Origin of the sequence: Colwellia sp. MB02u-9, assembly GCF_014077085.1 — a bacterium.
Taxonomy (GTDB): Bacteria; Pseudomonadota; Gammaproteobacteria; order Enterobacterales; family Alteromonadaceae; genus Cognaticolwellia.
The window spans coordinates 170802-183361 of record NZ_JACGVF010000095.1 but is presented as its reverse complement, the minus strand read 5'-3'; the positions used below and the strand labels follow the sequence as shown (position 1 = coordinate 183361).

Sequence of the window (12560 nt, the reverse complement as noted above, 5' to 3'; positions counted from 1 at the left end):
GAGGTTAATTCCCTTCACGTAACTTCACTCGACACAGACCTTGATGCCGTGTGAATTCTCATCGAGAGACAAAAAGAAAAAAATCATCATCATGGCATGAAACTGACTTATAGCGGTTTTATTAATAAAAGGCTCTGCTTTATATACAGGTAAAATATGTACATACACAAGCCAGTAGTTGCTTGTTTTAGCAGGTGTAATGCTCAGAAAATTAATCAGCTTAGTCATCTGTTTTATCGGCAAAAGTATCGGTAATAGAATCGGCAATATAATAGGTAATATAATAGGTAATAAAAAACCCCTAATAATAAATATCAGGGGTTTGTTTTTAGACTTTAGCTAGTCAGTGAATTAACCTCTAGCTAATAATGAATGAGACTTTAGCGATTAACCGTTGCTAACATCTTCAAAGTCAGCATCAATAACATCGTCGCTTTTAGCTTCATCGTTGGCTGCTTCACCTTGATGTTGTGCTTCTTGGGCCTTTTCAGCTTGCATAATTTTACTGTAGGCCTCTTGCAAGGTCTTTTGTCGCATTTCAATCGCGGCTTTGTCATCACCATTAACCGCCATTTTTAGTTGCTCAATTAAAGTTTTAAGCTCAGTTTGCTGATCATCACTCAAACTTGCCATTGATGTTTGCACCGTATGAATTAATTGATCCGCTTGGTTACGTTGCTCAACTAACTCACGCTTTTGCTTATCTTCAGTGGCGTGACTCAGTGCATCGTTTACCATGCGATTAACTTCGTCTTCTGTTAAGCCACTTGAAGCGGTAATTTTAATGCTTTGCTCCTTACCGGTTGCTTTGTCTTTTGCGGTGACATTTAAAATACCGTCCGCATCAATATCAAAGGTAACTTCAACTTGCACTGAACCGCGTGGGCCAGGCTTAATATCAGTTAAGTTAAATTGACCTAACGATTTATTGTCTGTCGCCATTTCACGTTGGCCCTGTAACACATGTACCGTTACGGCGGCTTGATTATCTTCTGCCGTTGAAAAGGTTTCAGAAGCCCGTGTCGGTATGGTGGTATTTTTCTCAATAAGCTTGGTCATTACCCCGCCTAAGGTTTCAATACCCAGTGACAATGGCGTCACATCAAGTAACAACACATCGCCCACTGTGCCTGACAACACACCCGCTTGTATGGCAGCACCCATGGCAACGGCTTCATCTGGATTAACATCTTTACGTGGCTCTTTACCAAAAAAGTCTTTAACTGCTGCTTGAACTTTTGGCATGCGTGACTGACCACCAACCAAAATGACTTGGCTAATATCCGCTTTGCTTAAACCCGCATCCTTCAATGCTTGTGTACATGGCGCTATGGTGCTTTTTACTAAGTCATCAACTAATGACTCTAGTTTAGCCCGAGTCACTTGTATTTTTAAGTGTTTAGGGCCGCTAGCATCAGCGGTAACGTAAGGTAAATTTATGTCAGTTTGTAAGGCTGACGACAATTCTATTTTTGCTTTTTCCGCCGCTTCTTTAATACGCTGTAACGCTAAAGGGTCTTGTTTAATATCAATACCGCTTTCTTTTTTAAACTCATCAGCAAGGTAATTGATTAAGCGTAAATCAAAATCTTCGCCGCCTAGAAAGGTATCGCCATTAGTGGCTAATACTTCAAATTGTTTTTCACCGTCAACATTAGATATTTCAATAATAGAGACATCAAAAGTACCACCACCTAAATCGTAAACCGCCACTTTTTGGTCAGCTTTACTATTTTTGTCTACACCGTAAGCTAATGCGGCTGCTGTAGGTTCGTTAATAATCCGCTTAACATTAAGCCCTGCAATTTTACCTGCGTCTTTAGTTGCTTGGCGTTGTGAATCATTAAAGTAGGCCGGTACAGTAATAACCGCATCGGTGACTGTTTCACCTAAATAAGCTTCAGCATCTTTTTTCAATTTACGTAAAATTTGTGCTGACACTTCCTGTGGCGATAAGGCTTTACCATTTACTTCAACCCAAGCATCACCGTTACTTGCTTTTATAATTTTATAAGGCGCTAATTTAATATCTTTTTGCACCTCTTTATCATCAAACTTACGACCAATTAAGCGCTTAATTGCAAATAATGTATTGCTTGAGTTTGTCACCGCTTGTCTTTTTGCGGGTTGGCCGGCTAATGTTTCATTGTTGGCATAAGCCACAATGGATGGTGTGGTGCGGCTACCTTCTGCATTTTCAATAATTTTTGCCACGCCGCCTTCCATAACCGCGACACATGAGTTTGTTGTACCTAAATCAATACCGATAGTCTTAGACATAATAATCACCTATTCTTTTTAAAAGCACTTAATAAAAAAGGTCTGATGCTTTATGGCTATGACCAATAAGCAGTTTGACCGTATAAACAACCTTGAATAAATCCCATAACTCTAAGAGATTAACGCAAGGTGTTTGGTTAGTGGCGCTATATTACGCAAGCTCATAAAATGCTTCTGTCACAAATATGACAGTAGCGATGATTTTGTATTTTTTATTCTTTTACTTTTTTTAAAGATAAAAATCAGCAAATTAACCCGATAAATAGCGAAAATAAAATGTTTGCCAAGCAATATTAGCTTTTGCTATATAGCGATAACTCGTTAGAATAAAAACACTTGCTATTGCAACCACTAAAGCTATTTATTTATGTATAAAAATGTCACTCATTTACCGCAAAAAGCCAGTCCGGTACTCGTCAGGCAAGCTAATATTTTTGCCGACTTACCGATAAAGTTAATTGAAGACTTTCAACAAGAATTTCAGCTTGATGAATGGCGCAAAGGTGATTATTTTAATTCCGACTTATTAACCCAGCGCTTTTTTGTGGTGATTGATGGCAGTTTAGAAATTAAACAAAGTAACCCTGAAACCGGCCGAGAAGCTACGTTAGATATGCTGTATGCCGGTGATTGCTTTGATTTAATGGTGTTATTAGATGACCAACCGCATGACGTTATTGTTTCACCCTTAACCACAGTAAAATTACTGTCAGTAAAACTGGCAACAATGCGACATTGGCTGTGGACTTATCCTGAATTTAACCAACAGTTTATGCCTTATTTAGCGAAAAAAATGCGTGAAAAAGAGCAGCAAACTAGTAGCCTAGTTTTACACGATGTTACTACGCGTTTAAGCCGTATTATTTTAGAGCACATTAATAAAATTAAATTTTATACCGGCGCTAAAACAGAAGAACATCAGCATCATTTAGTAAATGGCTTAAACGATGAAACCTTGGCGCGAATGACGGGCTCAGTCAGGCAAGTAATCAATAAACAATTACAGCACTGGAAAAAAGCCGGCACCATTGATAAAAAACGTAATCAACTGATTGTTAAAGATTTAGAAGCATTAGAAAAGGCGGCTAAATACAGCCAAGATTTAACTAATGCGCCGTCTATTAAACGCTAATCGCGATAACAGCTAATGACTTAACCAAGCCATTATCACTTTGATATGGAACGGGAGGTTTTTTATTGGTTATTGTTATGACTTTTTCCTATGCTAAGTCTAGGCTAATTTTTAGTACATTGAAGCGGGTGATCTTTATTAAGGTGAACGTTCTTGGTAACACTAAAGAAATAACTAGATGGATAACTAGATAGATAACTAAAAGAATAACTAGATGGATAATAATGGTTATTTTGAATAGACATGCAAGGAGATATTGGTTTATTCTCAATTAACCTAAAGTAGACGCATAGAAAAAAAGTGGCATTAGGCTAGACTCAGAATGATGGAATTCTGCACAAAACCTTCAAGTTTTTCATAAAAAACTGCAGGCCGCGATCCTAAAATCAATATTTACTTCAATGGTTACACAAGCTGTAGCACATGTTTTTTTGATAATAAGGAGTTAAAAAATGTTTGGTTGGATAAAAAATAAAGATAAGCGCGCGGATGAGTTAATTCTTGCCAATAAAGAAAAAGATAAGCGCGCGGATGCGTTAGTCCTTGCCAACAAAGAGAAAGATAATCGCGCCGATGAGTTAGTCCTTGCCAATCAAGAGAAAGATAAGCGCGCCGATGAATTAATTTCTGCCAACCAAGAGAAAGATAATCGCGCGGATGAGTTAATTCTTGCCAATCAAGAGAAAGATAAGCGCGCGGATGAGTTAATTCTTGCCAATCAAGAGAAAGATAAGCGCGCCGATGAGTTAGTCCTTGCCAATCAAGAGAAAGATAAGCGCGCCGATGAGTTAGTTCTTGCCAATCAAGAGAAAGATAAGCGTGCCGATGAGTTAGTTCTTGCCAATAAAGAACTTGCCTTCCAAAACCAAGAGAAAGATAAACGCGCCGATGAGTTAGCTATTGCTAATCAAGAGAAAGATAAGCGCGCCGATGAGTTAGCTATTGCTAATCAAGAAAAAGATAAGCGCGCCGATGAGTTAATCCTTGCCAATAAAGAACTTGCCTTCCAAAACCAAGAGAAAGATAGTCGCGCGGATGAGTTAGTCCTTGCGAACCAAGAGAAAGATAAACGCGCCGATGAGTTAGCTATTGCTAATCAAGAGAAAGATAAGCGCGCCGATGAGTTAGCTATTGCTAATCAAGAGAAAGATAAGCGCGCCGATGAGTTAATCCTTGCCAATAAAGAACTTGCCTTCCAAAACCAAGAGAAAGATAAGCGCGCCAATGAGTTAGCTATTGCTAATCAAGAGAAAGATAAGCGAGCCGATGAGTTAGCTATTGCTAATCAAGAGAAAGATAAGCGAGCCAATGAGTTAGTGCTTGCCAACCAAGAACTTGCTTTTCAAAATAAGGAAAAAGACAAGCGAGCAAATGAGTTAATGTTTGCCAATAAAGAGAAAGATAAGCGCGCGGATGAGTTAACTCTTGCTAATAAAGAGAAAGACAAGCTAGCCGATGAGTTAGCTATTACCGCCAGTGTATTCAGCCATGCCCGCGAAGGTATCTCCATCACAGATTCAACAGGCACTATCATTGATGTCAATGCTACTTTCACGACGATAACGGGTTATAGCCGTGAAGAAGCCATTGGACAGAACTTACGTATTTTTAAATCCGGACGACAATCACCAGAGTTCTACGCCGATATATGGCAAACCGTATTGAATGATGGCTTTTGGTCTGGTGATATATGGAGCTGTCGTAAAAATGGTGAAGTTTATCCCGAAATGCTCAACATTAGTTCGGTCAAAGATATTGCTGGCCACATAAGTAACTATGTTACCTTATTTACAGATATCACCTCGATGAAAGAATACCAGAGTCAATTAGAGCATATTGCCCATTACGATGTACTTACGCACCTACCCAACCGAAAGCTACTTGCCGACCGATTATCTCAAGCTATGTTGCAGTGCGACCGTCATCAGCTGTCACTCGCTGTCGCATTTCTAGATTTAGACGGTTTTAAAGCCGTTAACGACACTCATGGACATGATGTAGGTGATCAACTATTGACCGCACTCTCACTTCGTATGAAAGAGGTGTTGCGAGAATGTGATACCTTAGCGCGTATTGGCGGTGATGAATTTGTCGCGGTATTAGCGGATCTAGCCAGAGATGAAGATTGTAAACCGGTATTAGATCGTTTGTTATTAGTAACGTCTGAGCCTGTTTTAATTGGTAAGTTAGTCTTAAATATATCAGCTAGTATTGGCGTCAGCTTTTACCCTAAAGATGGTGTCGATGCCGACCAGCTCATGCGCTGTGCTGATCAAGCTATGTACGTGGCTAAAGAATTAGGTAAAAATTGTTATCACTTACTCGATATGGCTCAAGATGAGGCGGTGAAAGTGCAAAAAGAAAGCCTAGAGGCGATTCAAAGTGCATTAAAGAATCATCAATTTTTGCTCTACTATCAGCCTAAGGTAAATATGAAAACAGGCGAAGTAATAGGGGTTGAGGCGCTTATGCGCTGGCAACATCCGACCAGAGGGCTATTAAAACCCGATGAGTTTTTGCCTACCATGGAAAATAACGCCCTGAGTATTGAGTTTGGCGAATGGGTTATTGATACCGCACTAACACAAATTAGCCAGTGGCAAAAAACAGGGCTTAATCTCCCTATCAGCACAAGCGTAAACATTGTAGCAGCACAATTACGCCAACCTGACTTTACCCAGAGGCTAAAGGCACTGTTAGCAGCCCACCCCGATGTTGAACCAGGCTATTTAGAGTTAGAGATACTGGAAAAAAATGCTTTAGATGATGTTCATCACGTATCAACAATCATGCAAGCCTGTATGGCCTTGGGCGTAAAATTTGCCTTAGATGATTTTGGCACCGGCTATTCGTCCCTCACTTACCTTAAACGATTACCAGCCAAGGTCATTAATATAGACCCGAGCTTTGTGCGAAACATGTTGCACGATGCCGATGACTTCGCCATTGTTGAAGCCGTGATAGCCTTAGCTAAACCATTCAAACGCAGCGTGATTGCAAAAGGTGTCGAAACGATTGAACAAGGCATGGCACTATTACAATTGGGCTGTGAATTAGCACAAGGTAATAGTATTGCCAAACCTATGCTAACCCGTGATGTTCCAGAATGGGTAGCTAATTGGAAGCCGGATGCAAGTTGGAACCCTGATGCGAATTGGAAGATATAAATAGCCATTTACTTGTTATTATCACGGTCCTCTTTAACCACTGATGCTAATTTTTTATTTTACTGTTGATGAAGACAAGCACTATGACTTGTTGTAGGTAGTTCTGTTGAATTATGAACTGAAATTATCGTTCAATATTTCACACTCAAACATGATTTAACTATTTGTTATACAGAATGATTTTTATTATTTGTGAGTGTATCTCTTCGGTTTATAAAGCACTTTTTTATTTGTAAGAAACAGTTTTAATTTACTGATACACTGCAAGCAGTGAATATTTTTGATTAACTAAGTCGCTAGGATTAAGCCTTAAGTGTAAAAGAATACAGCAGGGTGATAACCCTAAGGTGAAAAAATCTTGATACTGAAGAGAAAAAGCGGTTTAATCATGTAACTTTTATAGTTATACATGTAACTAAGTGTGTGGTTAAATGTATAACTAAACACGTATAACTGAACAAATGTTTGACCTAGCGATCATATTGGTTAGTAGAGTTAACAAAGATAGTTAATAGTTTACAGGTAAGCAGGGACTAGACGCTTCGAAAACGCCTCGCGATATATCATTTTTCGACATGCCAATAATTAAAAGGAATTATTATAGCGTTTAGGCGCAGCTGAGGATAAATAATTTTTTGACAACTGTTGTGTTAGTAATGTGGTAAAATTTTTTTTGCTGCTGTTATCAATACCTTAGTAATTATCTCGCTTTTTTTGAGTTTTACTATTTCAGTTAGCAAAAAATATAACGAGCACTGAGAAAAATTATAAAAACTACAAATCGAATCTATCAATACTTGTTTCCAAAGCGACAGTTAATTGTTCGTCAAAATGGTGAAATAAAATACATTAAAGCCTCGTCTAAAGTGCAGCTTAGCCTTGTTATATTGATGGCTTTAACCTTTACTTGGCTGTCGTTTAGTAGCTTAAAATATTTTTCACTGAACGATCAAGTGTCACAAAGCCAAAATCAATTGTACCAGTCACAAGCATCTCTGGACCAGTTAGTGTTGAAATATCAAGACAAACAAAGCCAGTTGCAGCAGCAGTTATTACAAGTACAAGAGCAACAAGAATTACTGCAAAATGTATTGGACTCACTACCTGCAGCCATAGCGGATCCCAAGCATGAAACTATTGGGCAAACTAGTGATGCAACTCCTGCTGATATTGACCTTAGCGCAGAAACAACAAGTAAAACTGATGATCCCATATGGTCGGTTATGCAGCAAAGCCAGACTGATCTTGCCCAACTGAAGCAAAAGCAGCAATTTAGTTATCACCAATTAGAACAACAAATAAACAAACGCAAGCAAGTACTTGAGCAAGCAATGACACTGGCGGGCGTGTCTAGTGCATCTGTGCTTAAGCAATGGTCAGCTCCTGCTTTGGGGCAGGGCGGTCCACTCAACCAAGTGCTAGCCGAAGAACTTGATATTGACAATAAAAACTTGATAGAGAAATTACTTAGTTTAACCGAGCTAGAAGCGGCACTGAGTAATATACCGGTAATTTTTCCGGCAAAAGATTATTATATTTCCAGTCTTTTTGGTATTCGCAAAGACCCGATGCTTAAACACCCAGCAATGCATAAAGGCATTGATATGGCAGGTTGGATAAAAACTGAAATATTTGCTTCGGCTGATGGCACTGTGCGTCGGGCAGGAAGAAACGGTAGTTATGGCCGTTTTATCGAAATTGATCACCACAATGGTTTTATGACACGCTTTGGTCATCTACATAAAATAAAAGTAAAGAAAGGGCAAAAAGTCAGCAAGGATGATGTTATAGGTTTAATGGGCAGTAGTGGGCGCAGTACCAGCACCCATTTGCATTATGAAGTTCTTTTTAATAACAAACAGATCAACCCTCTTTCACTCATTAAGGCTTTGAAAAATGTTCTCTAAAAACAAAGGTAAAGACGTAGCAGTAGAAAATAAACTCAGTAAAAGTAGTAATAAAACCCCCTCGATTATTAGCCCTGACGTTAATATTGTCGGTAACGTATCTAGCGAAGGAGTGATCCAACTTGACGGTAGAATCGAGGGCGAGATACATGTTAGGCATTTAACGGTTGGTATTCATGGCCTAGTTGAAGGCGCTATTTTTGCTGAAGAAGCCATTATTAAGGGTAGTGTTACCGGATCTATCAAGGCGCAAAAGGTGATACTAGAGAAAACGGCAGAAGTGCGCGGTAATATTCAACATGAAGTTATCAGTATAGAGGCTGGCGCTGTCATCGAAGGTAACATCAATCATATAAGCGAAAATGTAACTGAGCTAGCCACGGCCAAAAAAAGCGCAAAACCGAGTGAAAAACTTAATACAGAAAAACTTAGTACAGATAAACCCAGTGCAGAAAAAATGGTACAAGAAAAATAAAGTTCTCCTCAATCTCAGTCATAATTTGAGGAGCTGATTCGTTGAAAAGTACTGCCTCAGGTTTGAATGCTTGTTAATAACACATTGAATTAATTAAATAACATAAAAAATACCCTGCAATTCTGATGTTGATTATTTTAGAGCCGATTAATAAAGTTAAGCCTTATATCAGCGCTACAGTAGAACAACATCAGTATGCTTTAGTCAGCAGCATAGTCAGCAGCATAGTCAATTTTTTAAATAATAAGACAATGAAATTTTCGCGTGGATCAGGGGCTTTCTCAGACAAGTAATAAATCAACAATGATAGTGCGGGGCAAAGCTAACACTATTGATAACAAGCTACTCAACTAATATTTACCAATTTAAACGCATTAGCAAAAGCCAAAAAATATAGTTATATTTTATCGAATGTACCATCTCTTCCACCCTCAGGGTTTATCTGATTAGACCCTGTAACACAATCTGTTACAGGGTCGAGCAATTTGACTCATTAAGTGTTGTACTTTTTCATGAGGAAAAATGAATCAATATAAGTCATAAAATGTAGTCAGTAGGTTGGTTAAGCATCCACTTTTTGTTTAACATTCTCATTGTCATTCGCTAGTGCTTTTAAAGATTGATAAAGCGTTTCTTCTTCTGCTGACAAGCTTTTTGGAAAAACAATTTTTAGCTTCACAAAAAAGTCTCCGGCAATTTTACTGGGTAAGCCACGGCCTTTTAAGCGCATTTTACTACCGCTACTGATCAGTTTAGGTAAGGTTAAATCAATAGGTCCACTCGGTGTAGGCACTTTCACTTTTTCACCTAAAGCGGCCTGCCATGGGCTAATAGTAAGTTCAGTGGTTATATCAGCGCCTTCAACCACATATAAAGGGTTTGGGTTAAAGCCTATTTCAAGATACAAATCACCATTTCTTGCACCGCCAGCACCTGTTTGACCTTGCTTTTGCAAACGAATTTTTTGACCCGGTTTAATGCCTTTTGGAATGCTAACTTTTAAGGTCCGATCTTTATTTTTCATCCTTCCATGTTGATCAACAACTTGATCTTGTAGTGTGAAGTTGCGGGTTGCGCCAGTGTAAGCATCTTGCAAATCAATCAATATTTTTGCATTGCTATCTTGCCCTTGCATAGATTGACGACCACGCGAGCCATGTTGCCCCCCACCAAAGCCGCCACCAAATAATGATTCAAAAAAGTCGCTAAAATCACCTTGTTCGCCAGTATTACCACGGCCTTGATGATATTGATCTTGCCAACTAGGTGGTGGTGTAAAGCCTGATTGGCCAGCCTTCCAATTACTGCCCAGTTCATTATACGCGGCGCGTTTTTCTTTATCGCGTAATACTTCATAAGCTTCATTGATGTCTTTAAAACGAGTCTCAGCATTTTTTTCTTTACTGACATCAGGATGAAACTTGCGTGCTAATTTGCGATATGATGTTTTAATTTCGTCTTGGGACGCGGTTTTATCAACGCCCATAATTTTATAATAATCTTTATAATTCACACTGACCTCCTGCATATATGGCATTTGCAGATAATTTTGTAAGTTAGCTTTGGTAAATAATTTTAGTAGATAAAGTCGCTGAGTATCAATCCAAAGTTAAAATAACCCAGGATTAATTTTAGCTAAGCCAATTTTATGGCGTGATTATAATAACAAATGAAATGTACGAATGTCAGTAATATGACACTGCTAGCAAATATATAAGCAGTACGCTGCATTGTTTCGTACTGCTTTTAAGCGAGAACTTTTAGTCATGATTATTAGAGCTGATTTTTTGCTAAGAACTTATCTCACGTTATAAGTTCTTATGACATTTCAACCAACTAAAAAATCAATGAATAAAGCAATAGCCTAGCTGAGTAAGAAAGCTAGGCGCATATAATCATTAATTTTATTGTCTTTATTTAGGTAGGATCTCTTTAGGTAAGTCCCAGCTCATCACCATCTGCTTACCATGCCAGCTTTGTATTGTTAACCACAATTTATGCGCGGGTTTAATCATAGCAGGAGCAATAGCATGTACTTCTAGCCCATGTTGACTGCCATGCAATATGCCTTCATCACCTGCTTGTAGCATGGTGAGTGGCAAAGACTCTTTACCTATATTTAAATAAGCTTGACGTATGTCTGCAATATTACCTTGGCTAAAAGTCAGCATAAAATCTTTAGTGTAATGGCCATCGTGAAGATAAGGTGGTTCGAGATCATAGGGTGTGGGTATGATTTCAAACGTGGCCATTTTTTGTGCAGCCCAAGGGTTAGGGAACTCAGGAGATAGCGACTGATAGAAAAAATATACCGGTAGAATTAATACTAACGCACTTATTTTATATTTATGACGTTGCCACAGTGAATTATTTACTTGTGCCATTATTGTATGTCCTGTTGGATGAATGTTGTTTTTTGTTTTTCGTTATCACTTGGTTGGTTTGATATATTATTGCTTGTGATCACCTGCTTGCTGCGGGCCGCTTTTACTGTACGGCTGCCCCACATTAAAAATCCAGTTATAGACATACCAGTTAATAGCAGGCCAAAAATGAACCAAATAAGCTTGGTCCAAATGCCGCCAATCGTGCCGTAATGAAGCGGATTAGCGATATGAGATAGGGTTTGCAATGTGGTCATTTTTTCTGGTGACCTTTCACTTGCCAGTTTACCCGTCCAAGGATTAACCACTACACCATAAGACAATTGATCATAAAAAATAAAGTCGCCTGCGCCATAAAGTTTGTAGGTGTCACGATTATGCTCTGGCAACATAACATAGGTGCTTTTAAAATTAGGAAATTTTTGCTTAGCAACGACTAATGCATCGGCTAGGTTAAACGGTGCTATTGGTGTTTTGGTACTATCTAGCGGTATCTGTTCTATGGCGACTATGGGCGTATGTGGTTCAATCGAAATGTCGTTATGCCACATAATAGCTTGAACTAAATACCATAAGCCGGTGACACTCATTAAGATCAAAAACCAAATAGACCAAACTCCCGCTAAACGATGTAAATCGGCTAACAGTGTTTTTTTACCTTGTTTGATACGAATTTTGGGTTGCGTAAATGCTCGCCAAAAATTTTTATAAACCACCAAGCCGGTTATTAATGCCCCCAACATAACGATTGCCATAGCACAGACTAGGTAGTAGCCAATACTATAATTATGATGCCATGGAAATAATAACCAACCATGTAAAGAACGCATAAAGTTTACGAAAGTAAACCCTTGATTTACCTCTTGTATCTCACCAGTGTACTGGTTGACATAGGCAATGGCATAAGGTTTGTCACTGTCGGTAAAAGTGACCGCATTTATTAGATACGATTCAAAGCTTAGTACCGAACTTACTTTTGCACTTGGGTAGGCTTTTTGAACAATTGACACTAATTCAGGTGCTGTTTTATGGGTAAGGTTTTGCGGGTTACTCGCTCGAGATGAAGGGTTAGTGAGCCAAGTTAATTCATGACTAATGACCGAAATTGTTCCAGTTAGGCAGACAAAGCAAAATATTATCCATATAGGCAATGAAAACCATCCGTGAAGCTGAAACCAAAAACGGTTACTAATTTTTGCCATGTTTTTTCCAAAT

8 protein-coding genes are annotated in these 12560 nt (G+C 38.7%); 4 read left to right on the top strand and 4 right to left on the bottom strand.

Features of this window, described 5'->3' with window-relative positions; translation table 11 throughout:
- Window positions 1-387: 387 nt before the first annotated feature.
- Window positions 388-2280, bottom strand: a complete 1893-nt coding sequence (gene dnaK, locus H4J65_RS11890; protein ID WP_182198324.1) for a molecular chaperone DnaK — start codon at window positions 2278-2280, stop codon at window positions 388-390.
- Between the two features lie 367 nt (window positions 2281-2647).
- Between dnaK and H4J65_RS11885 the strand changes: the two genes are divergently transcribed.
- The 4 genes from H4J65_RS11885 (at window position 2648) to H4J65_RS11870 (ending at window position 8961) form a co-directional block, all read left to right on the top strand.
- On the top strand, window positions 2648-3412 hold the full coding sequence (locus tag H4J65_RS11885) for a Crp/Fnr family transcriptional regulator (protein ID WP_182138110.1): 765 nt from the start codon (window positions 2648-2650) through the stop codon (window positions 3410-3412).
- A 452-nt stretch (window positions 3413-3864) separates the two neighbouring features.
- Window positions 3865-6579, top strand: a complete 2715-nt coding sequence (locus H4J65_RS11880; protein WP_259367601.1) for a bifunctional diguanylate cyclase/phosphodiesterase — start codon at window positions 3865-3867, stop codon at window positions 6577-6579.
- Window positions 6580-7376: 797 nt separating this feature from the next.
- On the top strand, window positions 7377-8486 hold the full coding sequence (locus H4J65_RS11875) for a M23 family metallopeptidase (RefSeq protein WP_182198323.1): 1110 nt from the start codon (window positions 7377-7379) through the stop codon (window positions 8484-8486).
- On the top strand, window positions 8476-8961 hold the full coding sequence (locus H4J65_RS11870; RefSeq protein WP_182198322.1) for a polymer-forming cytoskeletal protein: 486 nt from the start codon (window positions 8476-8478) through the stop codon (window positions 8959-8961). Before H4J65_RS11875 ends, H4J65_RS11870 begins: the two co-directional genes overlap by 11 nt.
- 562 nt (window positions 8962-9523) lie before the next feature.
- Here the strand turns inward: H4J65_RS11870 and H4J65_RS11865 are convergent.
- The 3 genes from H4J65_RS11865 to H4J65_RS11855 form a co-directional block, all read right to left on the bottom strand.
- Window positions 9524-10474, bottom strand: coding sequence for a DnaJ C-terminal domain-containing protein (locus H4J65_RS11865; protein WP_182198321.1), 951 nt, complete (start codon window positions 10472-10474; stop codon window positions 9524-9526).
- A gap of 400 nt (window positions 10475-10874) precedes the next feature.
- The gene (locus H4J65_RS11860; RefSeq protein WP_182198320.1) at window positions 10875-11345 is read right to left on the bottom strand and encodes a hypothetical protein; all 471 of its coding nucleotides are present in this window, start codon (window positions 11343-11345) and stop codon (window positions 10875-10877) included.
- Complete coding sequence (locus H4J65_RS11855) at window positions 11345-12547, bottom strand: PepSY domain-containing protein (protein WP_182198319.1); 1203 nt, start codon at window positions 12545-12547, stop codon at window positions 11345-11347. The genes H4J65_RS11860 and H4J65_RS11855 overlap by 1 nt, the downstream gene beginning before the upstream one ends.
- Window positions 12548-12560: the final 13 nt, after the last annotated feature.

What these genes read in the sequence shown, in the direction of transcription:
- dnaK (WP_182198324.1), bottom strand. Translation starts at nt 2,280, where the DNA reads ATGTCTAAGACTATCGGTATTGATTTAGGTACAACAAACTCATGTGTC.
- H4J65_RS11885 (WP_182138110.1), top strand. Translation starts at nt 2,648, where the DNA reads ATGTATAAAAATGTCACTCATTTACCGCAAAAAGCCAGTCCGGTACTC.
- H4J65_RS11880 (WP_259367601.1), top strand. Translation starts at nt 3,865, where the DNA reads ATGTTTGGTTGGATAAAAAATAAAGATAAGCGCGCGGATGAGTTAATT.
- H4J65_RS11870 (WP_182198322.1), top strand. Translation starts at nt 8,476, where the DNA reads ATGTTCTCTAAAAACAAAGGTAAAGACGTAGCAGTAGAAAATAAACTC.
- H4J65_RS11860 (WP_182198320.1), bottom strand. Translation starts at nt 11,345, where the DNA reads ATGGCACAAGTAAATAATTCACTGTGGCAACGTCATAAATATAAAATA.
- H4J65_RS11855 (WP_182198319.1), bottom strand. Translation starts at nt 12,547, where the DNA reads ATGGCAAAAATTAGTAACCGTTTTTGGTTTCAGCTTCACGGATGGTTT.